Below are 24,689 nucleotides of genomic sequence, written 5' to 3' on the forward strand. Positions count from 1 at the left end.
TGCGCTGCTGCCCACGCCGGGCGACCACGATCCTGCAGGCCATCCTCGTTCTGCACCACGTTGAAGCCGACCGCTACGCAGGATGAAAAACGCTCACTATGTGCTCGCCGGCAAAACGCCCGTGCTCGTGCACAACACCGGGCCGCTGTGCGGCGTGCATGGAGGTGCGTCGGGTAGCCCTGCCGGATTGGGGCTAGTTGAAGGACCAGCTCCGGCTAAGGCGGCCGATATGCTGAATAAAGTAAAGAACAGAACCGGTGGTATCGGTAAGGTGCCGGGATACGAGGGCAACGGAAGTCGGGGCAATAAGGCGGGCCAGTTGCCCGGCGGCGCGTATCGAGAGTGGGATGTCAATGCGACTGCTGATCTGCCGAGCTGTTCGGTGTGCAGCAGACCAATTCGTGGTGGTGAAAGACTGCTGACGCCGAAGTCGGGATCTGGGGCTGCCTATTACACCCCCGACCACTACGGCACCTTCTACTATGTCGGGGAATATCCGTGATCGACTCTAGGAACTCCTTTGATCTCGCGTCGCCAGTCGAGCCTTGGGTGGTGATCGCGCGGGCCGGCGACCGCATGGTCCATGACCAGGTAAAAGAACTTACTCCTGGCCCTGTGATCCGGAGGTTGGACCCAAGGAAAATGACCGATTCGGCGGGTCTATTCAGTGAGTTCGCGGAGAAATTAGAGTTCCCTTCGTATTTCGGTCACAACTGGTACGCGCTCGTGGATTGTCTTGATGACATCCACGGTAGTTGGCATGGAAACCGGCCCGTTATCGTTGTCGTTGAGGATGCTGACGAGCTGGTGGGCAAGGAGTTCTTTTCGCTATTCATTGCCCTGCTTTGTGAGGCTGGCGAGCGGGCCAATCTTTCGCTCGATGCGGATGGCCTTCCGCGAAGTCGGCCGCCGTTTCCGCTTCACTTCGTGCTTTTCTTGGCGCGCGGCGAAATCGGGGAGGTGGCTGCGAGGCTGCATGTGCGAGATGACCTATTGATCCATGAGTCCGACGGCCGCCTTCTTGTTTCGTCGCGATCAGGGTGATCTGACTCGGCGTAGTTAAGTGGCGGCCTTCGACCGTGGGCGCGTGCTGAAGTGTGCTCACGTTGCCGTCAGGGTTGCCGTCACGATAGAAGCAATATCGTCATCCATCGATCGATGCGTTGCCGACCGCAGGGTCTGTTCGAACTGGTCGGCGAACGAGGCGAAGATGCCGTACGCGGACAGTTCGCGCAGGTGCAGGGCGGGGTGTGCTGCTGCAACGCCGGACCGACTCCGGCAACTGGGCGCTGCCGGGCGGCACCATGGACATCGGTGAAACCCTCGGCGACTGCATCGTGCGCGAGGTCAAAGAGGAAACCGGCCTCGACATCGAGATCACCGGCTTACTCGGCATCTACACCGACCCGCAGCACGTGATCGCGTACGCCGACGGCGAAGTCCGCCAAGAATTCAACATCACCTACTACGGCCGAGTCACCGGCGGCACCCTCGCCGTCAGCGACGAATCGACCGACGTGCGGTTCATCGACCCGGCCGACTTCGACCACATCCCGATCCACGACACCGTCCGGCTCAGGCTCCGCCACCACGCCGAACACCGCGCCACGCCCTACCTCGGATAGCCCCACCGGACCGCCCGACGGCCGCCGACGGCCCTGGTTGTCTGCCCACGTTGCCGTCAACACCACCCGACAGCACGAACCGTGACCCAGCCCATCCACGAAAGACCAGGTGAAAGCCCTGCACCGATAAGTCACTCTCCGTGTCGTCCGTGAATATGCCACACGTACTATGTGCTCGCCGGCAACACCCCGGTCCTCGTCCATAACTGCGGCGGTGCCAGAAAGTACCCGATCGAGCAGTTGCGCGACAAGTTCAAGCACGCAGCGGACTTCGGTGTATACGGAAATAAGAACGACCGCAACCAGTCGATGTTCAGTGAGGCTCTCGAAGCGCATATCAAGGATCCGTACACGGTCAAAATTGACGGCACTTACCACAAGCGGCCGGTAACTCACTATCTGAAGCTCAGGGACGGCACTAATTCAATGTATGATCCTCAAGGGAACTGGATTAGTGGCTGGAAGCTAAACGACCAGTATTTTAATAACGTCTCGATGAAGGGGACCTTGTAGTGGCCGAGTCTATCGTCCCGCAGGTGTACGTGGATCTGTCGCGCAATTTCGTCGATGACTCTATTAGTCCGATCGATTTCATGACGCGCTTCCTCGCGGAGTTCAAGAATGAGAGGCGGTTTTTTGACGAGCGCACCGGAGACGTACTTAACGCGCTGTTCTATGCTGCGGAAGAATTCGTGGACCATCCGTCTACCAGGCCGAACGTCGTCGGCGAGTTGCAGTTGCGAGCGGCGGCACGCAACCTACTCGAATTTGTCAAGGCGCAGAATGATCAGTAACCGGCCAGTATAGGCATCAGATTGCCTCTGCAGCAGCTGACGTTTGCCAGTAGTCGCCCGGTTCGGGGTGATCACGTTAGTAACTTCGCGTAGTCGGCAGCGGCGCTTCCGGCCGCGGCTGCCGGCGATCGGTGGGTAGTGGTCGAGCTGGTCGATCGCCGGCCGATGTCGGATATGTTCGTGCCGAAGGTCAGCGCGTAGATCGGGGTGCCGTCGCCGATTGATCCGCCGCTCTTAACGCGATCGTCGTGATCTGATGCCCCCGGCATCTTCTTTGCCAGACCTGACGCTGGCTGAATCGGCACGTTGGTTGGCGTTGTGTGGTGCGCGCGCTGTCTGGTGGACAGTTTGACAATGTGCTGACCAGGATTTGCGTCCCTTGGCGCCTTCATCGCGTTTGCGCTTTGCCATCGAAATTCGATGGCCGCGGAGCGGCGTGCGCGGCCCGGAACGGCTCGGTGGTAGGCGCGGAACCCGCGGGTGGTTATCAGGGTCGACACCTGATCCGCCGACCTTACGAGGAAGCCCCGGCCGCTCCGTGCGGAGCAGCCGGGGCGGTCACTCAACCCGTGCTGTGGTCGGCCGCACGGTGGTTACGGGAAATTCGTGACCGTCCGGGGAACGACCTGGTCGGCCGTGGCCGCGGGGCCGATGTTGTTGATCACGTGATCGATGGTGCCGGAGGCCAGGGAGATGGTGAAGATGTTGTGCATCCGCACCCCGCCGTTGGCCGGGGCCTGGAAACCATTGGCCGAGTGCACGGCCGGGTTCACGTTGAAGTAGGCGTAGCTGCCCATGCCCCAGGCCTCGTGACTGGTCACGCTGTCGGCGACCTTGTACGCCGGGTATCCCGTGCCGTCGGAGCGCCAGGCGGCGTTCGACGGCGGGTCGTACGGCTGCTCGTTCTGCAGGAAGTAGGCACGCCCGCCGTTGCCGTTCCAGAGGACCTCGGTCTTCTGGTAGTGCTCGACGAACAGGGCGTACGCCGTGACGTTCTGGCCGTTGACGATCAGCCCGCTGTCGGCGGTGTTGACCGTCCAGCCGTACGTTCCGGCGTTGCCGTGGTCGGCCCGCCACGCCCAGATGTGGTCGATGATCGTGTTGTTGCTGTTGACCAGCAGGCTGTTGGTGGCCTTGCCGGCGATCGAGCCGCCGATCCGGAAGAACACGTCCTGCACCGTGGTCGGGTTGGACGCGTGCGAGGCGTTCGAGCCGGCCGGACCGACCACCAGCAGGTTGGCCGAGTTGGTGGTGCCGGCGTCGAAGAGCAGGCCGGCCAGCTTGACTCCGTCGACGTCGGCCACCTGCATGGGCGTGACGCCGCCGTCGGGGATGATCGTCGCGTAGCCGAGGCCGAGGACCACGGTGTTGGCCCGGGTCACGTTGATCGTCTGGTTCACGTGGTAGACGCCGGGCTGGAAGATCAGGTTCAGGCCCTGCGCGAGCGCCTGGTTGATGGTCGCCGCCGAGTCGCCCGGCTTGGCCACATAGAACTGGGTCAGCGGGATGCTGGTGCCGGGGGTGTTGCCGTTGACCCAGGTCGCGCCGCTGGCATTGGTCTGCAGGTTGGGCACGAAGACGGCGTAGTTGCCGCCGGTCTGGTAGAGGTACGGCTTCTCGCGGATGACCGGGGTGCTGCCGATGACCGTGTACGGCGGGGTCGGATAGCTGGCCGGCGGGGCGCCCTGAACGCCGACGAACATCTGGTTCCACACGGCGTTGGTGTTCGAGCCGATCTGGCTGTTGCGGGTGAGCCACTGCTGCTGGGAATACTGCCCCTCCGATCCGCTGATCCGCGAGTCGGCGATGTAGCCACCGGACGCCCAGCCGTACCCATTGGGGGCGAGGTTGAGGTCGCCGTGGATGTCCATCCGGCGGAACGGCGCGGCCTGCGAGACGGCCCACCGGTCGGCGCCGGCCACCGGGTACACCGAGATGTTCTCGACCGAGCGCCAGAAGTTCTGGGTGGCGTTGCCCTGGAACCAGCCGGCGTCGACGGTGATGTCACCGTTGATGCGTACGTCCTGCGGGTTCTGCCCGAGCCCGAGCACCGAGGTGTAGAAGCCGACCTGGATGTTCAGCCCGTTGTAGGTGCCCGGTTTGAACGCGAGCACGTAGCGCTGCGTGCCGAACTGGTTCGTCTCCTGCTGGCGGAAGATGGTGTCGGCCTGGCTCTGGATCGACGCGCTGGACATGCTCGGGTCGAAGACGATGACGTTCGAGCCGAGGCTGCCTCCGCCACCGGACGGCGGTGGGGTCGTGTCCCCGGTGCCGCCGAAGACCTTGAACTCCCACAGCGAGTAGCCGTAGGTGGTGGTGCGCTGGGTGCCGTACATCCGCACGTACCGGCCGGTGCCCGAGACGGTGAGTGACTGGTTGCCGCCGGTCGAGGTCGTGGTCGAGTAGATCGACGTCCACGCGCTGGCGTTGTCGGAGACCTGGATCTGGAAAGCCTTGCCGGCCGCGGTCTCCCAGTTGAGCTCGATCCGCGAGATCGCCTGCGAGCTGCCCAGGTCGACCTGCAGCCACTGTGGATCGGAGAAGGCCGACGCCCAGCGGGTGCCGATGTTGCCGTCGACGGCTTCCGACGCGAGGTACGCCCCGGCCGTCTCGGTGGATGACGCGGTCGCCGGCTTGCCTTGCGACAGCAGGGTCTCGGCGGCACTGGCGGCGGTCGCGGTGACTGTGGCATAGCCGGCGATGACGGTGGCCACCAGGGCGCCGACCGTGGCGAGCCGCCACGGTGAACGTCTGGTCACGTGGACGGGGGTTTCGGGGACGGTCATGGACACTCCTCGGGGGCGCGGGGAAAGGCAACGGGGATTGCTTGCACCCGTGGGCGCGCTGACCTGCGACATTGCTGGGAGAGCGCTTCCCTGAGGTGACGCTAGGTCCGATGCATCGTGTCTGTCCAGCGTTCTCGACGGTTCCGGAACCGATAGATAATCGGGATGGGCTTGCGGATGTCACAACCGTCTGATTCGGACGTTGCCCCGCGCAGATGAGCTGCCGATCAGGGCCGATGGCATCGATGTCGGCGTCGCGCGCAGGGCCGGAATCAATCCCAGATGTACGCGATACGAAGAAACTATCTATTGGTATCTATCACTATGAATCGGTACTAAACCTACCGAGAAAGCGCTTCCCGCTCCGATCAGGCGTGACCGCGGTGCCAGAACGCCGAGGCGATCACTTCGTCCAACGACGTGAAGCTCGGCCGAGTGTGGGATGCCGGCGAGATCGAGACATGGATCGCCGCGAACCTGTCGCCTACCGAGGGCCACCCGCCCCTTCCCTGAGGTAGTCACGCGCCTATAGTCGCATGATGGCCAACGGCAAGCATCGATTGATGGGCTCGTACGAGATCGGTCTGCTCCTCGGCAGCGTCAGCCGTCAACTCGTCTACCAGCTGACGAACGACCTCACCTTTCCGGCGCCCTACGCGACGCTCAAGCGCGGAAAGATCTGGCTCGCCGACGACGTCGAACCTTGGGTCGCCGCCTACAAGTCGCGGAAGTCGGCCGGTCGCCGAGCTGAGTGAGTGAGTGTCGATAATGGCCCTGAGGCGAATACCATCCTGTCGTGACGGACTCGATGCGTGTCGCGCTCGCAACGTTCGGTGAAGAGGAGTTCTCCGCTCTCCACGCAGCATGTGTGGACGCCGGCCACGTACCCGTCGCTTACGTGCACTGCCGTTCGATGAAGCCGAACAGCCGCACGGATGCACACGCCGCTGCGGCGACCGGCCGGATCGTGGGGGCGCTGCCGCCGGGAATGGATCTGGTAGTTCCAGGATCTGCCGAGGGACTGGCGGCCGCGCTGGCCGGATACAAGTTGGACCTATTGGTCGTGTACGGATTCAACTGGAAGCTCCCGGCCTCGGTGCTCGACACCCCCAAGTTCGGTGTCATAAATATCCACTCATCGCTGCTGCCTCGTTACCGAGGGCCGGCGCCGGTGTTGTGGGCGATCCGGAACGGTGACCCGGAGATCGGCTTGACGATCCACCGGATGAACGAGCGATTCAATGCCGGTCCGATCCTCACTCAGCGCGGCGGTATTCCGCTCGATGAAGACGTCACCCCGGAACGGCTGTGGACCCGGATCCGCCCTGTCCTGTCCGACCTACTCACCGCCGCCTTGGGCCTGGTCGCGAGTCAGAGCCCTGGAATGCCTCAGGACGATTCCGAGTCGTCGGCGGCGGGGTTCATCGAGCCGGAGTTCTCGGTGGTGGACTGGTCGCGGTCGGCGCGCGAGGTGCACGACCAGGTGAGGATGTTCGCGTTCATGGGCCGAAAGGACGCGCCGGTCGCCCAGATCGGCGGGCAGCGGCTAACGGTGTTGCGTACTCGTCTGGAGCCGCCCGGCGGCATCCGGGTTGATTGCGCGGACGCGCCGATTTGGATTGTGGAGTCGGCTCCGGCTACCGATCCCGCAGTGTCGCGGCAATAAGCTCGCGTAACGCCGCGGCTCGAGGGTCGTCGAAGTCGGTCAGCAGTTCGAGGGCCTGTTGCCATGCGCTCGTGTCGCCGGTGGTGCGGCCAAGGTGGTGCAGGGTCTGGGCCAGGTTCCACCGGTCATTGAGGTCACGGTGAGCGGAGGCGGCCATGCGATAAAAGTCTGCTGCGTCGGCGACGCGGCCCATGTCTTCGTAAGCGTGGCCGGCGCCATCTTGGGCTAAGGCTTCCCGGCTGCGGTCGCCGAGCTGTCGTTGGACTACTGCGGCACGTTGGTAAGACACCAAGGCGTCGGCGGGTTGGCCGGCAGCGCGTTGTACGCTGCCGAGTTCGACGAGCCAGTGCGCCTGCCATACCTGGTTCTCCTCCGCCTCGGCGATGCGAAGCGCCTGGTCGATGTAGACGCGAGCCGCGGCAGGGTCGCCGATTTCTCGCTGGGCCCAACTGAGGTGAAACAGCGCGTTGCCCTCGCTGGCTCGGTCGCCGACTTCCCGGAACACGATCGCAGCTTCGGTCAGAATCTCCGCTGCTGCCTGCGGCTGTTGTACCTCGCAGAGAGTTTCGGCAAGGTTGCTGCGTATGAGTGCCTCCCAGCGCCGGTCACCCAGATCGCGGAAGATCGCGCCGGCCTGTTCGAAATAGGTTCGGGCGTCATCGAGTCGGCGGCGGCGCAGGCCGATCAGTCCGAGCGTGTTGAGCGAGACGGCTTCGCCGAAGCGGTCGTGGAGGCTTCGCCGGATGGTCAGGGCGCCACGGTGGCTGGTCTCCGCCTCGTCGAGTCGGCGAGACTGGAAGTACGCCCGGCCCAAACTCTCCAGTGCTTCGGCCTGTCCTGCTGGATCGCTGTCTTGGTAGGCGGAGTCGACTCCGATCGTGCTGGTAGCCAGCCAATCATCGAATGCGTTCTGGTGGATGTAGATGCCGCGCAGGACTGCGGCGAGCCGCCAAGCGATCGAGTGCAGGCCGGCCTCGGCGGCGGCCCGGTTCGCGGCGACGAGGTTGCTGCTTTCAATCCGGTACCAGCGCAGTGCGGTTTCGTGGCTGTCGAACGCGAAGGGCAGCACATCAACAGGGGGGAGTTGGGTCAGCTCATACCGGTCGAATGCGGCGATGCGGGTCGAGGCTGCGTCGGCGGTGTGCAAATACCAGGCGAGGATGCGCCTGCGGACCTCGTTCTGTGCCTCGGGGGTTTCCAGGTGGCGGACCTGGTCCACGGCGTATGCGCGGAGCAGGTCGTGAAATTCGTAACGGCCGGGTGCCGGCTGTTCGAGCAGGTGCGCACCGATCAGCACGTCGAGTTGCTGTCGTGCCTGTGGTGCACTGATTCCCGCGAGTGCCGCGGCTGCGGGCAGGCCGAACTCATTCCCGGGGTGCAAGCCGAGGAATCGGAACAGCCGGGCCGCGGGCTCCGGCAGGGCACGATAGGACCAGGCGAACACTGTCCGGACCGCGTCGGCGTCGTCGTCGCCCCCAGCGGTCAATGCTCCCCACAGCCCCGGCTCGTCGCGCAGGTCGGCGATCAGCTCGTCGAGCCGCATCATCGGTCGGCTCGCGGCCCGCTCGGCGGCGATGCGCAGTGCGAGGGGCAGGCGTGCGCAGAGCCGGGCCAGTTCGACCATTTCATGGTGTTGATCATGGTCGCGGTATCGGGCGGTCACGGCTCTCAGTAGGGCTATGGCGTCGTCTTCCAACAGGATGTCCAGGACGAGCCGGTAGGCGCCTTCGCGGGCGATCAGCCCGGACAGCTGGCTCCGGCTGGTCACGAGGACCAGGCAGTTGACGGTTCCCGGCAGCAACGGCCGGATCTGACCGGCGGTGGCGGCGTTGTCGAGAACCACCAGCATGCGCCGGGTTGCCAGAAGCGAGCGGAACAGCGAGGCCCGCTCGTCCAGCTGAACCGGAATCGCCGTTGCGGGAACGCCGAGATCACGCAGAAACCGGTCGAGAACCTCCTCCGGTACGGCCGGCTGACCCGGGTCGTAGCCACGTAGGTTGACGTACAACTGTCCGTCAGGAAAGCGGTCCCGGACGCGGTGCGCCCAGTGCAGTGCCAACGAGGTCTTGCCTACGCCGGCAGTGCCCGTGATGACGGTGACGGCGACGGCATGCGGATCGTCGGGTTGAACACCTGCCACGCTGGTGAGAATGGCCAGCTCGGCGTGGCGGTTGACGAACCCGCGCACGTCGCCGGGAAGCTGTGACGGCATTGCTGGGAAGACAGCCCGCGCGCGGTGGATGTGCACACCGCCGTGAACATCGCGGGCTTGGACGACGTCGCCGGTGCCGGTCGTCTCCAGGCGATTGGCGTGGCGAAGATCATCGTTGCGGTCGTCGATGGGCATCACCGGGTCCGGGCCGGGCTCAGCGGCGATTACGGCTGGCCGGGTGGCGGCAGCGTTGCCACATGGCTCGCAAAGAAGGTTTCCAGCGGTTCCCCGGCGTCGTACAGATTTTGGATGAACCGTTGACAGCGAAATATCAGGCTGCGGTCGACAAATCGGCGAGCAGACTCCAACACTCCGTCATCGTCGTAGATCGCCTGATACATCACCGTGGAGCCGAGAGTGTAGATCTCCGGGAGCGCCGCGTCGTGTTCGAACTCGGAGACCTGGTCCGGACCGACGACTCGCACGCTGCCGCCACACTGGTCCCGTATCCGCAGGGCATACAACTCCCACTGCAGGTACGCAGTGATCGGCTCTTCGACAACCCGTACCCGCCGTGCAGCGAAACCGTGCTCCCCGACGCGGCGATGATAAGCGAGCATGTCGGCCCGGCCGGCGTCGAGCAGGCGCAGCGACTCGTTCCACTCGCCTTTCGCAAACGCTTCCCAGCTGTCATACCCGGGCTCCTTGAAGGATTGCTGGCGTTCCAGCTTCCAGAAACCAGGCTCGATGATCTTCCAGAAGTTCTTCTCGAAGTCGGCGTAGTACGCGTCCAGTTCCAACCGCTCGCCCTCGGCGCCGTCAAGCAGATCACGCATCGGGAATGTCCGCCTTCGCCGCGAGGATCGTTTTCCGCGGAATGATAACCAGCCGTTCGCCGGGATCGACACTGACACCCTCAGGCAGCCGGCCTTCGTACAACGTGGTCAAATCTGATCCGATGACAGCTACGTCGCCGTTGTCGAGCTCCCAGATGTCCGGGCAACTCGAATTTCCCGACGTCTGTCCAAGCTCATGAGACGACTTTCCTATGCGTCTGAGAAACGACGCAGATGAGTCGGGTTCCCACTTTTCCGTCATGAGACCTCGCTCCGACATTCGGTGACTCACGGTGACGCTACATGACCGATTCGTGACAGGCAAACCCTCTCGCCATCGAACCGTATCTATGATGGTTGAGGGTGCGCGACAACGTGATCCATCCAGGACAGGGGCACGCGGTGACCGATCAGGAGCTTATGACCACTATCGCGGTCACCCTGGCAACCAAGACCGCCGAAGGGCTCGCCGCAAGCGGCAAGGCAGCGCTTGAGGCCCTCGCACGGCTGGTACGGCGGAGATTCGACGGCCGCACCGCCGTGCAAACCGCACTCGCCGAGGCTGAAGAAGAGGGCAAGACGGAGTCGACGGAGGACGATCGGATCGAGGCTCTTCGCCGGGCGTTGGCGCAGGCCATCGCGGATGATCCCTCGTTCGAGGCGGAGCTCCGAGACCGGTGGCAAGCGCTCGCGCCCTATCTGGACGCGAGCGACGGCGGCGTGGTCAACACCGTTGCCGGCACCGTCGAGGGCAGCGTCGTGCAGGCACGCGACGTCAACGGCGGTATATCTTTCGGCACCCCTGGCCGAACCGAGCGTTGACCCAGCCCGGTCGGCCCAGATCCTTTGATCACGTGGCCGGGACGCCCTTCACGGTCGCCCCGGGTGGGACCATCCGCACCACGCACGCACCCGCCCCGACCCGAGCGCCTACCCCCACCGCCAGCCCCTGCAGCACAGCCGCCGTCGTACCGATCAGGGCCTGCTCCCCGACGTAGCAGTCCCCAGACACCGCGGCCAGCGGATTGACCTGGACACAATCGTCCAGGACGGTGTCGTGGCCGACCGTCGCGTTCTGGTTGAGGTGCACGTGGCGGCCGAGCCGGACGTTCGTCGTCACCCGTACGCCGGGGAACAGCACCACCCCTTCGGCGAACCGGTTGTCCAGCCCGACCGTGGCCGTCGGATGGATCAGGGGCGTGGCCGGCGTCCGGGACGGGCCGATGGCCGCCGCCACCTTGGCTCGGATTCGTGGGTCGCCGATGCCTATGACGTAGCGCACCTCGTCCGGCAGGCCGGACAGGTCGGACACCGGGCCGAGGAACGGGACGCCGAGCCGGTCGAGGCGGCTCAGGTTGATGTCGCTGGGGGCGTCGTCGACGAAGCCGAGGATCTTCCACGGGTCCTCGGACGACGCGTTGACGGCCTGGACGATGCCGAAGATTTCGCGGCCGTGGCCGCCGCAACCGACGATGATCAGCGGCTCAGGCATTGGCGGGTCCCCGGAACTCCGGCATCGTTACCTCACCGTCGGCGGCGATCCCGTCGCGGCGTACAACCGTCAGCACGGTTTCCATCATGATGCGTGCGTTCAGGGCCAAGCTGCGGTGGTCGACATACCAGACGTCCAGGGCGAACTTGTCCTCCCAGGCCAGCGAGTTGCGGCCGCGGACCTGCGCCAGCCCGGTCAATCCTGGGCGCACCAGGTGCCGCCGGGCCTGCTCGGGGGTGTAGCGCTCGAGGTAGCGGACCAGCAGGGGGCGCGGGCCGACCAGGCTCATGTCGCCGCGCAGGATGTTGATGAACGTGGGCAGCTCGTCGACGCTTGTCGCGCGCAGGATGCGGCCGAGGCGGGTCATCCGGTCGGCGTCGGTGACCAGGCCGCGAGCGGGGTCCACGTCGCGCATCGTGCGGAACTTGACCATGGTGAAGACGCGGCCGTTCAGGCCGGGGCGCGGCTGGCGGAAGAGCACGGGGCGGCCCAGGCGCCAGGCGACCACGGCCGCCACCGCGAGCATCAGCGGCGCGGTCAGCACCAGCATGAACGTCGCCACGACGATGTCGATGACGCGCTGGATGCGGTCGATCATCGGTTTCTCTCCAGGAACTCGGTGATGGTGTCGAGGATGCGGCGGCGGTCCGGCTCGCTCAGGACGGAACCGCTGGGCAGGGTCAGACCCTGCGCGAAGAGCCGGGCGGCGGCGCCGGTCAGGACGCCGCGTGCGCCGGCGAAGACCGGTTGCAGGTGCATCGGTTTGAAGAGGGGGCGGCTCTCGATGTCGGCCTCGGCCAGGTGGGCAGCCAGGTCGGAGGCCGGCCAGCCGGACTCGGAAGGGTCGACCACGATGCTGGTCAGCCAGCAGTTCGCATCCGGATCGGCGCCGAGCATTGTCACACCGGCCGCGCTGGAGAAGATCTTGGCGTACGCGTCGCGTAGGGAACGACGACGCGCGATCATCTCGTCGAGGCGCCGCAGCTGCGCCCGGCCCAGTGCGGCCAGGATGTTGCTCAGCCGGTAGTTGTAGCCGATCTCGTGGTGTTCGTAGTGCGGCACCGGCTGGCGAGCCTGCGTCGACAGATGCCGGCAGTGATCGGCCACGACCGAAGACGACGTCAGCAGCATGCCGCCGCCCGAGGTCGTCATGATCTTGTTGCCGTTGAAGGAGATCACCGCGGACTCGCCGAACGAGCCGGCCGGGCGACCCCGATAGGTGGAACCCAGAGATTCCGCGGCGTCCTCGATCAGCGGGACCTCACGGTCGGCGCACAGCGGCACCAGCGCGTCGTAGTCCGCGCACGTTCCGAACAGATCCACCGGCAACACCGCGCCCACCCGGTGCGGGCCTTCGAGGAAGGCCGCGACCAGCGACGGATCGATGTTGCCGGTACGCGGATCGCAGTCCACGAACACCGGCTCCGCGCCCGTGTACGCGACCGCGTTCGCCGTGGCCGCGAAGGTCAGCGTCGGCACCAGCACGACCTGGCCGGGCCCGACGCCGGCAGCCAGCAGGGCCAGGTGCAGGCCGGCTGTGCCCGAGCTGACCGCGACCGCGTGCGCGACCCCGGCCCGCGCGGCGACCTCGCGCTCGAAAGCGTCGACGGCCGGCCCGGCCGGTGCGACCCAGCCTGATCGGAGTGCCTCGACGACGTACGCTTCCTCGAGTTCTCCGACGTCGGGGGCGGACAGCAGAATCCGTCCGGTCATCGTCGTGAATCCTTTCCGGAGGGCAGTTCCTTGGGGTTCGGAATTCTCTTTGTGTGTCATGCCAATTTGTGTCGCTCGCCGATGGCCGAGCGATTGGCGCGGCGGGCGTTCGATGACGCATTCGGCGCGGCGGGCCGGGAGGTCGTCACGACCAGTGCGGGTATCCGCGGCTTCGACGGGGGGCCGATGCACAGGTTCACGGCCGACGTTTTGAGCGAGTGCGGGGCCGATTCAAGAGACTTCACCAGCCGTACGGTGGATTCGAAGCTCTTGATGGACGCCGACCTTGTCCTCACCGCCACGCGGGAGCAGCGCACCGCCTGCCTGACCCTGGAGCCGGGCGCTGTGCGGCGCGCCTTCACCCTCAAGCAGTTCGCCCGGTTCGCCGCGCCGCTCAAGAGCGACGGGCTGGGCCTGCTGGTGGACGAGGTCAACCTGACCCGGCATCGGGCACCCACCGTTCCGGACGACCACGAGGATCTCGCCGATCCGATGGGCCGGCCGATCGAGGCGTTCCGCGCCTGCGCCGAGGACATCTGGCGTTGCCTGCGAACGGTCATCAACGCCGTCACGTAGCTGGCGGCACGGACGCCGTCCCCTGGTGCCGCACCTCGTTCTGCCGGTGGTAGATCCGCAGGTCGGTGGTGGGTGTGTCGAGCGGATCGGTCGTCCGGCCGTGGCGGGGGCGGCGCGGCGCGGGCTCGGTCCGCACCAGCGTCGGCTGGAACGGGGACTCCGGCAGCGAGCCCTCCGGGGCGGACGGCGAGGAAGCGGGGGCCGGCGAGGACGGCGCGGGGTCGCGTGGAGCCGGCGCCGTGAGTGACGTGGCCGCGTCCGGGTCGACCGTGTAGCTGTAGTAGGCGTACGCGCCGCCGCTCTTGCTCGGGATCATGTTGAGCACGCAACCGTGCAGCTTCGCGCTCACCTTGGCCAGCGCCGCCGCTGCGGTCGACGCCTGCGTGACGGTCGTCTTCGCGTGCCGTGACACCAGCACGCACCCGTCGGCCAGGGTCGACATGACCGCCGCGTCCGTGACCGGCAGCAGCGGCGGCGTGTCGATCAGGATGATGTCGAAGGCCGCGCCGAGCGCCGTCAGCAGGTCGGCCATGTTCCCGGAGCCCAGCAGCTCGGACGGGTTGGGCGGAACGTACCCACTCGGCAGAACCCACAGCCCGCTGTCGCCCCACTGCTGAACCACGTCCCGCACGTTGGCCTGACCAGCCAGAACGTTTGTCAGGCCGACCGCGCCCTCCAGCCCCAGGTACTGGGCGACGCGCGGGCGGCGCAGGTCGGCGTCGATGATGATGACGCGCTTGCCGGCCTCGGCGAACGCGATGCCCAGGTTGCAGACCGTGGTGGACTTGCCCTCGCCGGGCAGGGCGCTGCTGATGACCAGGCTGCGCAGCGGGCGGTCGACGTTGACGAACTGCAGGTTGGTACGCAGCTGGCGCATCGCCTCGGCGCGGGCCGACTGGGCGCTGCCCTCGGTGATCAGGGGGCTCTTGTCGGCCTTGCGGTCGAACGGGATCGCGCTCAGGACCGGCGCGCTCGCCGCCTCGTGCAGGGTCTCGGGCGAGCGGATGGTGCTGTCCAGGCTCTCCCGCAGCGCCGCGGCGCCGACGCCGATGATCAGACCCAGAGCCAGGGCCAGACCCACGTTGCGTACGGGCTGAGGGCTGACCGGCGCGTCGGCCAGCTTCGGCTCGGCGATGATCTGGACGCCGACCGTGGGGAGCTTCGAGCCGGGCGGGGTCTCCAGCTTGCCGATCAGCGCGGGGAACTCGGTGGCCAGCCGTTGCGCCAGGCGCAGGGCGCGCGCCCGGTCGGTGTCGGTGATGGTGGCCTCGACCAGCACCGTGTCGGGGACGACCTGGGCGGTGATCTCGTTCTGGATCTCCTCGGCGGACAGCCCGGCCGGCTCCGCCTCGGCGACCGACTGCGCGAGCCGGTTGCTGGTCATCACGTCCACGTACGACTTCACCCGCTGCTGGGCGAACTGACCGCCCTGGAACGCCTGGGTGATTTCGGTGCCACGGGTGCTGACGAAGAACGTGACCGACGCCGCGTACCTCGGTGGGGTGATCAAAGTGATGCCGACGGCCACTCCGACCGAAACGACGATGGCGGCGAGAACCAGCCACCATCGTTTCCGGACGGCGCGCAGGTAATCACGCAGGTCCATCGTTGTGCCTCCTCTATTCGTGTCCCCGTGTCCGCCGTTCGGTCATCAAAGGGAGCCCGAACTGCGCATGCTTTAGGCCTTGATCGCGCGTTTGTTCCTATGAACCCGCCCGCGATACCGAGGCTCACCCGGGTTAACGCCGCATAGCGCTCCGAATGATGGTTTGCCGCGCAGAAACTCCGAGAGTTTTCGGGATTCACTCCAAAGAGGCAGCGGGCGCTGAAAGGGGTGATGCGCGTCCTGAACGGACCACCACTCGTTGAACTAGAACGTCAACCAGAAGAATGAGAAGAGGAAGCGATGAGCCGCAACAAGGCTTCTGCGTTTCTCCTCACGGTCCTCGCCGCGGTGGCGATGACCTTGGGGCTGACGGCCGGTACCGCGAACGCGGCGCCGGCTACCAAGCCGACTCCGCCGAAGCCGACCGTCTTCAAGAACCACACCCAGTACCCGCCGTTGCCGCCGGTGTACGTGGTCAACAAGGGCGTGGTCAAGCGCGGTGTCTCGGTGAAGACCACGGGACGCATGTACGGCAAGAAGGAGAAGGTGGTCATCACCGTCACCTTCAAGCCGAAGGGCTCGAACCGATTCCGTACGGTCAAGACCGCCGCGGTCAAGACCGACAAGAACGGTAAGTTCACCTACAGCCTGAAGCTGCCGTCGGCCGGCATCGTCATCATCACGGCCGTGGGTAAGAGCTCGCGCAAGGCCGCGTCGGTCTCGGTGTACGTGATCGACAAGAAGAAGGGCGGCTGGTGGGACTTCCGCCGGGCGGCCTTCACCACCGGCGCCACGACGGCCGTTCCGGCCAAGGTCGGCGGCGTCCCGAGTCAGCCGGCGCAGAACAACGCCGGACTGGCCGTGGCGGGTCTGGGTGTGCTGGCGCTGGCCGGCAGCACGCTCATCACGCGTCGCATCGTCCGCCGTCGTCAGCGCGCCTGACGACGGCTTCCGCTGTCCCGTCCGCATGAGCGGGCGGGGCAGCGGGTCCCTCGGGGAGCCGTAATCTGGCCGGGTGACCAGTGCCATCCACCGTGACGAATGGGGCATCCCGCATCTCGTCGCCGATTCCGTACCCGATCTGAGTTTTCTGCAGGGCCGGGTCACCGCCCGCGACCGCGCCTGGCAGATCGAGGTGGGGCGGCGTCGCTGCGAGGGGCGGATGGCCGAGTGGGTCGGCCCGGCCGGGCTGCCCTGGGATCGCTTCGCCCGGCGGGTACGCCTGGACGACACCGCCCGCCAGTGCCATTCCGTGTTGTCGGCCGAGACGAAAGCCTGGCTGCGGGCGTACGTCGACGGTGTGAACAGCGAACTGCCGAGCACCGACGCCCCCGAGTTCGCGGCCTACGACGCCCGCCCCGAGCCGTGGCATCAGTGGACGCCGCTGGGCATCTTCCTGGTCAACCACATTCTCTTCGGCACGTTCCCGAGCAAGATGTGGCGGGCCCACGTCGAGGCCACGGTCGGCTCGCTCCCGCTGGTCGAGGAGCCCGCGTCGGGCAGCAACGCGTGGGCGCTCGCGGGCTCGTACATCGCCGGCGACCCGCACCGCGTACTCGAACTGCCCGGCATCTACCAGCAGGTGCACCTGACCTGCCCCGAGTTCGACGTCGCCGGGTTCGCCTTCCCCGGCGTACCCGGATTGCCGCATTTCGGCCAGGCCGGGTCGGTGGCCTGGGCCATCACCAACGCGATGGCCGACTACCAGGATCTTTACTCCGAGGAGCTGCGCCGCTCGGGCGACGTCGTGGAGGCCCGGTCGGCGTCCGGCTGGGAGCGGGTGTCACGGCACGTCGAGACCATCACGGTACGCGGTGAGCCCGCCGTCGAGGTCGAGGTGATCGAGACGCCCCGCGGCCCGGTCATCGACCGTGACCTGGCGTTGCGGCTGCCGTCCCGGGCCGAGTTCGAGCTGGGCTTCGAGGCGCTGTTGCCGCTGCTCCGCTCCCGGACCGTGGAGGATGTGCGGGCCGCGCTGGAGTGCTGGGTCGAACCGGTCAACTCGGTGGTCACCATGGACACCAGCGGCCGGCTGTTCAGCTTCGTCGCCGGCAAGGTGCCACTGCGTGACGATCGGGTGCGGCAGGTGCCGGTGCCGGCCTGGGAGCCACGGTACGCGTGGCAGGGTTACGCCCCGCTCCCACGCTCGCAGCGCGAGGTGGTCGTCAACGCCAACGACGCCCGCCCCGACGACACCGCCGAGCTGGGCAACGACTTCGCCTCCCCGGCCCGCGCCAACCGCATCGCCGCCCTGCTCCTGGCCGGCACCCCGCCGGCCGAGATCCACACCGACGTCCTCGCCGACCCGGTCCTGTTCACCGTCCTCGAGCGCCTCGACCACCCGCTGGCGACCCGCCTGCTCGCGTGGGACCGCCGCATGGACGCCGGCTCGGCCGACGCGGCCCTGTTCGCCGCCTGGCGGCACGCCGCGACTCGCCGCATCGCCGACACCCTCCAGCCCCTGTTCACCGACACCGGCTACGACCCGTTCTTCGCGTCGTGGCTGAACCCGTTGCAGCGCCTCGGCCGCGCCCTGCCGAAAATCCTCACCGACGACGTAGCGCTGGCCGCCCTGTCCGACGTCGGCTCCACCACGAAGACGTGGGGTGACACGCACGTACTCGCGCCGACCGTCGCCGTGCCCGAGACGGCGCTGGGCCAGGTGATTCCGGTGCCGGGCGACAACGACTGCGTACGCTCGACCTCAGGCATCGTCGGCGTCAGCGACGCCGCCTGGAAGGGTTCGGTGGCCCGCTACGTCTGGAACCTGAACGACCGGGCGGCGTCGCGGTGGGTGGTGCCGTTCGGCGCGTCCGGCCGCCCCGACAGCGCCAACTTCGCCGACCAGCTCCCACTGTGGGTAGCCGGCGACCTCCTGCCCGTGTTCGGCGTCAAGCTGACCCTCGAAGAGGATGTTCCGCTTTGATTCAATGCCCTCCATGGATCACCATGAGGCATTCCGGGCCGCCGCCCTGGCGCAGGGCACAACCCCCGCCGAACTCGACGCCTGGCTGGCCGAGACCCGATTCTGTGTCGAGCTGAACACCACCGGCGACGGCCCCGTCGCGGCGCACATCGGCGGCGCCCCCACCATGCCCGCCGACGTCCCGTGGCCCCAGAACCCCGACGGCGCCGCCCTCGAGTTCCTGGCCGCCGTCGACTGCGCGGCCCTGCCCCGCGACGCGGGCACCGACGTCCTCCTGCCCGCCCAGGGCCACCTGCTGTTCTTCCTCAGCTACGACGACGACACCGAGTACGAGCAGGACAACACCCGGATCCTCCACGTTCCCGCCGGCGGCCAGGAACGCCCCGGCGACGACCCGTACGAGCGAGTCGACCTCTACCCGTCGGTGCGTTTCAGCCGCGACGACAGCGACGGCGACACCGACCCCGACGACCCGCTGACCGACCTGGCCCGCAAGTTCTGGCGCGAGGCGGATCAGCCCGGCCCCGACCGCATGCGCATCGGCGGCCACGGCGACGTCGCCCACAACAGCCCCGAGTCAACAGTCCTGGACTTGCTGACTTCCCAGGGCGCGCAGCCCACGACCGAGGGCTGGGAGGCCTGGAACGAGGCCCACGACCAGATCGTGCGCGACTGGGTGCCCCTGGCCCAGTTCGGCCACCCCAACAATCATTGGGACGGCGTCAACGCCCGCTTCATGATCCGCCGCACCGACCTGTCCGAGTCCCGCTTCGACCGGGTCATCTCCAGCGCCGAGTTCGGCGGCTGACCAAGCCGGCCCGCCCCGGCGTCGCCATCCGTAGCCGGAACATCCGGCACGGATTCCTGCGTCGCCGGGGCACCACGGCAGCGGCTACCGCACTGCCGCAGCGGTCCTCCTGTCCCACCGCCCTTCCCTTACTTGAGGCTCGCCTACTGGCGGTGGGTTCTCGGCGATCCATGTCTCGATATCGTCGGCGTCCCACACTCGGCCGAGTCTCAGGTGGGCGACGGGTTCGGGGAAGCTTGGCTTTCGCGTGATCCTCAGGAGGTCGTTCCTGCAGGGGCTACCGAGCAGCGCTCGAACCTCCGCGATGGCGACGAGCCTCATTCCTTGATCGTCGGGAGGCTCCGATGATGTGGTCTGGGTCTTGCATCCGCGGACCATCGGGTGCAGCGACACCCCCTCGGAGGCGGTGTGGAAGGTCGGAAGTGTGAGGTAGCCGTGCCGTGAGTAGAGCTCGACCGTTCGCTCGTCGAGCGCCTCCAGGTAGGCGACTCTGCCTACGCCGCGGTCGAGTTGCTGATGATGGTGATCGAGCAGCCGCCCGCTGTACCCGTGGCCCTGGTGCGACGGGCGTACCGCAAGGAAGGCCAGGTAGTCGTGCACGACACTCTTGGGGTGGTGCGCTTCCATCGTGGCGTCGAGGGCGATGAAGTTGTCGGTGTACGGCTCGGTGGCCTGCTGTAGGCGTCGCCGGTAGTGGGGTAGCGGCTGGAGCGGCGTGCCGCTGAGCCGATACCAGACGGCGACGCCGTTGAGGTCGTCGGTGACTTCGACCTGGCCGTGCCGGAAGGCGTGCTCGATCATCAGCTCGAAGTACAGAGGGTAGATCCGCAAGCGTTCCGCCCGATCAGGTACAAGATGCTTCGCCGGTGCCGCCTCGCAGAACGCCATCCACAAGGTCTCGATCACGAGGGGGGAGTCGGTGACCGGGTCGGCCGGGCGGATGGTGGGTTGCGCAATGGTCATGCGTGGGCCGCCGTCCGGTTCGTCCCGAGGTACGCCAGCGGGATCAACGGGAAGCCGGTGATGTATCCCGCGGTGGCCCCGCCGCGGACAACGGTCAGCGGCGCGGCTGACAACACGCTGCTGACCGGCGTGCCGGCGCCGAGTTTGGCCTGGGCGAGTGCCTGTGCGATGCAACCGCCTACGAGAGCACACCTATTGGCCGTACTGGAGAAATCACTTATGTAGGCTTTATTTGTCACGTGCGGATCACTTTCTCGAATAGGCACAATGATACGGTCGGAATCGACTGGTGTACGAGTCGATCCGATGATCTTTGGAGTGGCACCTGTCCTTCATCGGAGTTGTGTCGGTCGGCACGACAGAAACGATTTGCAGTGTTTCGAGATCTGATTTTCGCCCGTACTCTGTGTCGTGCGGAAGACGCTCGCAGTCCGGATCGCGTCCTGGACTATCTGGACAGTCGCAAGTAGGCGACAAGGGGGGCCGACATGATCGACCGGGCAGAGACCTTCGCCGACGCGTTACGCCGGCTGATGAGTGAGCGACAACTCAGTCTGCGCGCCCTTGAGGCCAGGGTTCCGATGTCCAAATCAAAGTTGGCCGACCTGCGGCGCTCGGGAGCGACAGCAACCGAAGAAGATGCATCGATCTTGGATACTGCCCTGCAGTCGGGCTTAACCTTGACGACGGCAGCCCGTCGAGATCGCGAGGCTGCCGTTGCAAAGGTCCTGCTGGGGCCGAACGGTTACACCCACGCCGTCGTCGCTCTCGGCGGCGCTGCGCGGCAAGGAGGCAGTGACGTGAATCGACGTGGTTTTCTGCAAACCGGAGTGGGCGCGGCCACGCTGTTACTCGAGCTTGGCCGACTCGGACTCAACGACGCTATGTCGTCGCGCGGCGAACTCTCGGCGGCCGAATGGGAGGAGATCGTCATGGAGCATGGTTTCGGCTACATGACAACGCCGCCGCACGAGTTGCTTACAGCCCTGATGGTCGACGTCGTGGCTATCCAGTACGCAGTGGAAGGCGAGGCACACGGCAGCCTCCGCGCCAAAGACCTGCAACGCTGCGCGGCCTTGCTCGCGGCAGTAACAGCGATGACCGTCGCCAACCTCGGCGAGCTACGAGAGGGCCAGCGCTGGTGGCGCACCGCCAGGGACCTCGCCGATCGATCGACGGATCCGGAGACACGAGCTTGGGTGCGCGGCCGTGAAATCGTCCGGGCGATGTACGAGCAGCGGCCGATCGGAATGATCCTCCATCTGACCGCGACGTACGAGGGCGAGATCACGGCCGCCGCCCGGGACGCGACGCCCGAATTCCTGGGTGGCAAAGTTCAGGCCTTGGCGCTGGCCGGCCGAATCCGTGAGGCGGACGCTTTGCTCCCACAGTTCGCTGCCGTGTGTGCCGAGCTGCCTGACCGACTCGCAGCACTGGGAGCATCGGTCTTCGGCTGGTCGGAGGATCGCCAGCGGTTCACTGAGTCGTTTGTCCACTCATTCAACGGCAACTACGCCAAAGCCGCGGCTGCGCAGGACGCCGCCGTGGCTTTGTACCCAGCCGAGTATGTGCGTGGACCCGCACAGATTGAGCTGCAGCGAGCGTTGTGTCTCGCTCGGATGGGCGATTCGGCAGCGGCGGCGGCCCATGCGCTGCATGAACTGTCACGCCTGCCGTCCGACGACCACATCCGGCCGATCGTCGACCTCGCGCATCGAGTCGAGCGTTCCATCGTGCCGGCCGACAGCCAACTTCCCGAGGTCTCCGCGTACCGGGAATATCTGACGGCCGCCCGGCAAATCGAAGGCTGACGACCATGACGTCGAGGGCCAGTCAATTCGTTCTCCGCCGTCACGGACCTGAAGAGACTTTGACCCTGCGCGATCTTCTCGTGCCTCTCTACAGCGCGACACACACGCATCTCATCGGGGTGGACCCGTGGAATGCTCCGGAGAAGTGGTGGCAACGCCTCGCTGAGACCTACTCTCGAACCCGTAGCTTCGAGCTCGTCACCGGCTGGGATGACGACACGATCGCCGGCTATGCGTTCGGTAGCCCCGACGATAGTGGCCGGTTGTGGCCTTCGGTCCGATCCGTATTTCCTCACCTGAAGCCGTCCGGGCCGATCTACATCTTCCGGGAGTTCGCTGTCCAACCGGATTTCCAGCGGCGAGGGTATGGACGTCTTATCCACAACGAATTGCTGGACGGCCGACCCGAGCAAGCCGCTCACCTTCTGCTGCGGAAGGACAACGCTCCGGCCAGAGCTGCCTACTCATCATGGGGCTGGAAGCCTGCCGGAGAGCTAAAACCTTTCCCGGACTCGCAGACGTTCGACGCAATGGCGTTAGACCTTACGATGCCCCCGCTGCGACGTGTTCTAACCGACGGCCGTCCGGTTGCGGATCAATGAGTCGTAAGTATCGCTCACCCGTTCCACGGCCACGCCCAGCGAACGAACCAACGCATCGAGTTCGGCCTGCACACGCTCACCAGACTCCGTCTTACTGACAACCCGCTCCACCTCGACGAATGGGCCGAGCCCGTCGACGACGTCCACACAAACAGAAGCGCCCGCCCAGCTGCCTGTTCGTCGTTGCTTGAGGATCCGTACAGTCGGCGCCCATCCCATCGTGAGTAGGGCGGCGTGCATGGCGTTCCGATCGACGACCTCGGACTCGTGCTCAAGGCAGGCCATCTCGTTGTCAACCGGCTTCTTGACGGTGAACAGGTGCCGCTCCTGCTGTGTACGCAATCGCGCGAACGGGATCCCGATCTTGGACATCCCGTACGACCAGGTGGTCGGCGCGTACGCCTGGTCGTCCTGAACTGACGGTTCCGACAGCACGACCTGCCGCTGCGTCAACGCCGCGATCAGCTCGTTGAGGTCGCCGACCCGGTACTTGGCTTCGACCTCATGATCGTTGCGGTCCAGCTCATTCGTCATAGGCCGGGAGCATAGAAGACCCCGCCGCTGGACGAGCGAAGCCGGTCGGCGCGCCAGCCGGAACGTCCGGCACGGATCCCGGCGTTGCCGGGGTCTCCTGCTGTTCCGGTGGGGTAGCGGCCGGTGAAGCTGAGGGTGTGGGCTCCTCAGCTTTCGGCTCGTCCGGCTGGGAAGCCTCGGCCCCCTCGGCGGGCAGTGGCGAGGCGGGCGGTCGTGCCCGTATCAATGCTCGGGGCACTGTGACCTCATCGCTGGCCGGGCTTGCCGGACCGGTCCAGCCGGCCAGCACCTCCCGCACCGTGTACGAGACCGGATCCCCGAGCGGCGGGTCGTCGTCCCCGCAGGGCGGCGAGGACGACGAGCACACCAGCACCGAGCCGCGGAACACCCGCCAGGTGTCGGCCGGCGAGCCTGCCGTCGACCACGTCACCACCGCCGTTCCCCGGTCGAGGTGCACGACGGGAGCGGCCGGGGCCGAGAGAACCGTCGCTTCCGCGCTCGCGGTGAACCGGGTCGACCCGGCCCAGGCCGCAGCGGCCGGCGTCCCGGCGAGTATCACGGCCGTGCCCGCCAGCACGGCCAGTGACGTCTTCCCCGCCGCATTGTTCGTCCGCACCCCGAACATGGTTACGCCGTCCGGGCCGAGATGGTGATCGGCACGGTGAAAGTGGCACCCTGGCAGCCGTTCTGTGAATCGTTGCTCATCCGCATGCCATCGGTCAGCTGAAAGGTGCGGGTCGCGTTCGCGGAGAGGTTCCAGAACACCGCGTACGGCGGGTTCGTCAACGACACCCCGGTTACCACGCATCCGGCCGCGTGCGCCGCATCGACCGTCACCGGAAGGTTCGACTTGTCGACCCGGAACACGGTGACCGGAAAATCGTTGGGGTTCGTCACCGTCACCCGGATGTCCCGTTTGACGCCCGGGTAGAGCTTCTTCCCGAACGGCAATACCCCCGTGGCGGTCGGCTGCTGAATGGTTCCCGCGACACCGGATGCGCTGGCGAACCCCGACGAGACAAACTTTCCCCAGGCCACCCCGCCGCCGGTCAGCAGGCCGACGGTGACGGCGGCGGCGACGACAAGGCGTCTGTGCTTGAAGCGGCTCACTGCCGGCCTCACTCTCGTGAATAGACCGACGCCGCGCGAGAGCCGGGGAAGAGGCCCGCGCGCGGCGTCGTCACCGGCGAAGATCAGGCAGCGCTTTCCGCGGTGACGCTCACGGTCACCGTCAGCGAGGCACCCTTGCAGGCGTCGTCCGGGTCGGCGATCGTCTTGACCGCACCCACCCAGTTGATCGTGCTGGTCGTCGCGCTGGCGGCGATCAGCCCCGGAGCCGGCACGCTGGTCAGGCTCTTGATGAAGGCGTCCGACGCGGTGCAGCCCGGGGTGCTGCTGGTGATCGAGGTGACGTCCAGCCCCGTCACGTTGACGGCGTAGTCGTTCTGGTTGTGCAGCTGGAACTGCAGGTCCGCCGGGTGACCGGGGCGTACGTTGCCGACGATCGCCAGGTTCTCCACGTCGACGTTGGCCGACGTGCCGGCCGTGCCCGAGGCGGACGCCGAGCCGGTGCTGAACCACGCCGCCCAAGCCGCCGCGCCACCACCGATCGCAACAACGGCCGTGGCGGCGACGATGGCTGCACGCTTCGAATTGCGCTTCACTATTTCTCCTTGCAATGTGCCGGGTCACCTTCGAAGACCAGCGGCAAAGGGCGTGTAATTTCACGAACACCCGCCGTAGGGTGTCAGCGGAATAAACGGGGAGAAATCGCCCACGTCGTGGCACCTCCGGCTCAC

The 24,689-nt window shown here is 66.3% G+C and carries 27 protein-coding genes and 1 pseudogene; 16 read left to right on the forward strand and 12 right to left on the reverse strand.

All coding sequences use genetic code 11. From position 1 onward, the window contains the following. The 6 genes and pseudogenes from ACGFIO_RS31410 to ACGFIO_RS31435 form a co-directional block, all read left to right on the forward strand. Window positions 1-86 (forward strand): annotated as a pseudogene (locus ACGFIO_RS31410) (IS5/IS1182 family transposase); the annotation flags it as partial. Continuing rightward, complete coding sequence (locus tag ACGFIO_RS31415) at window positions 83-502, forward strand: hypothetical protein (RefSeq protein WP_392831573.1); 420 nt, start codon at window positions 83-85, stop codon at window positions 500-502. The pseudogene ACGFIO_RS31410 and the gene ACGFIO_RS31415, both read left to right, overlap by 4 nt. 74 nt (window positions 503-576) lie before the next feature. Continuing rightward, window positions 577-1,044, forward strand: a complete 468-nt coding sequence (locus ACGFIO_RS31420; protein WP_392832031.1) for a barstar family protein — start codon at window positions 577-579, stop codon at window positions 1,042-1,044. Window positions 1,045-1,250: 206 nt separating this feature from the next. Continuing rightward, window positions 1,251-1,625, forward strand: a complete 375-nt coding sequence (locus ACGFIO_RS31425) for an NUDIX domain-containing protein (protein ID WP_392831575.1) — start codon at window positions 1,251-1,253, stop codon at window positions 1,623-1,625. A gap of 171 nt (window positions 1,626-1,796) precedes the next feature. Then, a complete protein-coding gene (locus ACGFIO_RS31430; RefSeq protein WP_392831578.1) occupies window positions 1,797-2,138 on the forward strand; it encodes a colicin D domain-containing protein in 342 nt (113 codons plus the stop codon). Between the two features lie 23 nt (window positions 2,139-2,161). After that, entirely contained in the window at window positions 2,162-2,419 is a 258-nt protein-coding gene (locus tag ACGFIO_RS31435; protein ID WP_392831580.1) for a colicin immunity domain-containing protein, read from the forward strand. Between the two features lie 593 nt (window positions 2,420-3,012). Here the strand turns inward: ACGFIO_RS31435 and ACGFIO_RS31440 are convergent. Further along, entirely contained in the window at window positions 3,013-5,205 is a 2,193-nt protein-coding gene (locus ACGFIO_RS31440) for a discoidin domain-containing protein (RefSeq protein WP_392831582.1), read from the reverse strand. Window positions 5,206-5,744: 539 nt separating this feature from the next. Here ACGFIO_RS31440 and ACGFIO_RS31445 point away from each other — a divergent pair. Beyond that, window positions 5,745-5,960, forward strand: coding sequence for a helix-turn-helix transcriptional regulator (locus tag ACGFIO_RS31445; RefSeq protein ID WP_392831585.1), 216 nt, complete (start codon window positions 5,745-5,747; stop codon window positions 5,958-5,960). A 41-nt stretch (window positions 5,961-6,001) separates the two neighbouring features. Further along, window positions 6,002-6,871 (forward strand): methionyl-tRNA formyltransferase, encoded by an 870-nt coding sequence (locus ACGFIO_RS31450; RefSeq protein ID WP_392831588.1) that lies wholly within the window; start codon window positions 6,002-6,004, stop codon window positions 6,869-6,871. Here ACGFIO_RS31450 and ACGFIO_RS31455 read toward each other — a convergent pair. The 3 genes from ACGFIO_RS31455 to ACGFIO_RS31465 are packed head-to-tail and all read right to left on the reverse strand — an operon-like array spanning window position 6,843 to window position 10,121. Continuing rightward, on the reverse strand, window positions 6,843-9,218 hold the full coding sequence (locus tag ACGFIO_RS31455) for an ATP-binding protein (protein WP_392831590.1): 2,376 nt from the start codon (window positions 9,216-9,218) through the stop codon (window positions 6,843-6,845). The genes ACGFIO_RS31450 and ACGFIO_RS31455 overlap by 29 nt on opposite strands. Window positions 9,219-9,247: 29 nt before the next feature. After that, on the reverse strand, window positions 9,248-9,859 hold the full coding sequence (locus tag ACGFIO_RS31460; protein WP_392831593.1) for a DUF6879 family protein: 612 nt from the start codon (window positions 9,857-9,859) through the stop codon (window positions 9,248-9,250). Continuing rightward, entirely contained in the window at window positions 9,852-10,121 is a 270-nt protein-coding gene (locus ACGFIO_RS31465) for a hypothetical protein (RefSeq protein WP_392831595.1), read from the reverse strand. Before ACGFIO_RS31465 ends, ACGFIO_RS31460 begins: the two co-directional genes overlap by 8 nt. Before the next feature lie 101 nt (window positions 10,122-10,222). Here ACGFIO_RS31465 and ACGFIO_RS31470 point away from each other — a divergent pair, with 101 nt between their 5' ends. Beyond that, entirely contained in the window at window positions 10,223-10,681 is a 459-nt protein-coding gene (locus tag ACGFIO_RS31470; RefSeq protein WP_392831597.1) for a hypothetical protein, read from the forward strand. A gap of 28 nt (window positions 10,682-10,709) precedes the next feature. Here the strand turns inward: ACGFIO_RS31470 and ACGFIO_RS31475 are convergent, their stop codons facing one another. Genes ACGFIO_RS31475 through ACGFIO_RS31485 form a run of 3 tightly spaced genes read right to left on the reverse strand, consistent with a single transcriptional unit; the run spans window position 10,710 to window position 13,064 of the window. Next, entirely contained in the window at window positions 10,710-11,351 is a 642-nt protein-coding gene (locus tag ACGFIO_RS31475) for an acetyltransferase (RefSeq protein WP_392831600.1), read from the reverse strand. Continuing rightward, entirely contained in the window at window positions 11,344-11,949 is a 606-nt protein-coding gene (locus ACGFIO_RS31480) for a sugar transferase (RefSeq protein WP_392831602.1), read from the reverse strand. Before ACGFIO_RS31480 ends, ACGFIO_RS31475 begins: the two co-directional genes overlap by 8 nt. Continuing rightward, on the reverse strand, window positions 11,946-13,064 hold the full coding sequence (locus ACGFIO_RS31485) for a DegT/DnrJ/EryC1/StrS family aminotransferase (RefSeq protein ID WP_392831604.1): 1,119 nt from the start codon (window positions 13,062-13,064) through the stop codon (window positions 11,946-11,948). The genes ACGFIO_RS31480 and ACGFIO_RS31485 overlap by 4 nt, the downstream gene beginning before the upstream one ends. 51 nt (window positions 13,065-13,115) lie before the next feature. Between ACGFIO_RS31485 and ACGFIO_RS31490 the strand changes: the two genes are divergently transcribed. Continuing rightward, entirely contained in the window at window positions 13,116-13,640 is a 525-nt protein-coding gene (locus ACGFIO_RS31490) for a low molecular weight phosphatase family protein (RefSeq protein WP_392832034.1), read from the forward strand. Here ACGFIO_RS31490 and ACGFIO_RS31495 read toward each other — a convergent pair. Next, a complete protein-coding gene (locus ACGFIO_RS31495; RefSeq protein WP_392831607.1) occupies window positions 13,633-15,246 on the reverse strand; it encodes a polysaccharide biosynthesis tyrosine autokinase in 1,614 nt (537 codons plus the stop codon). The two genes, ACGFIO_RS31490 and ACGFIO_RS31495, sit on opposite strands and share 8 nt — an antisense overlap. Before the next feature lie 300 nt (window positions 15,247-15,546). On the opposite strand from ACGFIO_RS31495, the gene ACGFIO_RS31500 reads away from it, so the two are divergent. The 3 genes from ACGFIO_RS31500 to ACGFIO_RS31510 all read left to right on the forward strand — a co-directional run bounded on the left by ACGFIO_RS31500 (window position 15,547) and on the right by ACGFIO_RS31510 (window position 18,980). Then, window positions 15,547-16,188: a hypothetical protein gene (locus tag ACGFIO_RS31500; protein WP_392831610.1), complete on the forward strand. Its 642-nt coding sequence runs from the start codon at window positions 15,547-15,549 to the stop codon at window positions 16,186-16,188. A gap of 73 nt (window positions 16,189-16,261) precedes the next feature. Then, window positions 16,262-18,172 (forward strand): penicillin acylase family protein, encoded by a 1,911-nt coding sequence (locus ACGFIO_RS31505; protein WP_392831612.1) that lies wholly within the window; start codon window positions 16,262-16,264, stop codon window positions 18,170-18,172. Window positions 18,173-18,185: 13 nt separating this feature from the next. Further along, window positions 18,186-18,980, forward strand: coding sequence for a DUF1963 domain-containing protein (locus ACGFIO_RS31510; protein WP_392831615.1), 795 nt, complete (start codon window positions 18,186-18,188; stop codon window positions 18,978-18,980). Between the two features lie 84 nt (window positions 18,981-19,064). On the opposite strand, the gene ACGFIO_RS31515 is transcribed toward ACGFIO_RS31510, so the two are convergent. Continuing rightward, window positions 19,065-19,943 carry a GNAT family N-acetyltransferase gene (locus ACGFIO_RS31515; RefSeq protein WP_392831617.1) on the reverse strand — a complete coding sequence of 293 codons (879 nt, stop codon included), beginning with the start codon at window positions 19,941-19,943 and terminating at the stop codon, window positions 19,065-19,067. Window positions 19,944-20,431: 488 nt separating this feature from the next. On the opposite strand from ACGFIO_RS31515, the gene ACGFIO_RS31520 reads away from it, so the two are divergent. Both ACGFIO_RS31520 and ACGFIO_RS31525 read left to right on the forward strand, forming a co-directional pair. Next, a complete protein-coding gene (locus tag ACGFIO_RS31520) occupies window positions 20,432-21,754 on the forward strand; it encodes a hypothetical protein (RefSeq protein ID WP_392831619.1) in 1,323 nt (440 codons plus the stop codon). 5 nt (window positions 21,755-21,759) lie between these two features. Beyond that, the gene (locus ACGFIO_RS31525) at window positions 21,760-22,356 is read left to right on the forward strand and encodes a GNAT family N-acetyltransferase (protein WP_392831621.1); all 597 of its coding nucleotides are present in this window, start codon (window positions 21,760-21,762) and stop codon (window positions 22,354-22,356) included. On the opposite strand, the gene ACGFIO_RS31530 is transcribed toward ACGFIO_RS31525, so the two are convergent. Then, window positions 22,324-22,890 carry a class IV adenylate cyclase gene (locus tag ACGFIO_RS31530; protein ID WP_392831623.1) on the reverse strand — a complete coding sequence of 189 codons (567 nt, stop codon included), beginning with the start codon at window positions 22,888-22,890 and terminating at the stop codon, window positions 22,324-22,326. The genes ACGFIO_RS31525 and ACGFIO_RS31530 overlap by 33 nt on opposite strands. 239 nt (window positions 22,891-23,129) lie before the next feature. Between ACGFIO_RS31530 and ACGFIO_RS31535 the strand changes: the two genes are divergently transcribed. Next, window positions 23,130-23,543 carry a hypothetical protein gene (locus ACGFIO_RS31535; protein ID WP_392831625.1) on the forward strand — a complete coding sequence of 138 codons (414 nt, stop codon included), beginning with the start codon at window positions 23,130-23,132 and terminating at the stop codon, window positions 23,541-23,543. Here the strand turns inward: ACGFIO_RS31535 and ACGFIO_RS31540 are convergent. Continuing rightward, entirely contained in the window at window positions 23,518-24,000 is a 483-nt protein-coding gene (locus tag ACGFIO_RS31540) for a hypothetical protein (RefSeq protein WP_392831627.1), read from the reverse strand. The two genes, ACGFIO_RS31535 and ACGFIO_RS31540, sit on opposite strands and share 26 nt — an antisense overlap. Before the next feature lie 83 nt (window positions 24,001-24,083). After that, window positions 24,084-24,554, reverse strand: a complete 471-nt coding sequence (locus tag ACGFIO_RS31545; RefSeq protein ID WP_392831630.1) for a hypothetical protein — start codon at window positions 24,552-24,554, stop codon at window positions 24,084-24,086. Between the last annotated feature and the right edge of the window lie 135 nt (window positions 24,555-24,689).

Origin of the sequence: Actinoplanes sp. NPDC049265 (genome assembly GCF_043197135.1) — a bacterium.
Lineage (GTDB): Bacteria > Actinomycetota > Actinomycetes > Mycobacteriales > Micromonosporaceae > Actinoplanes.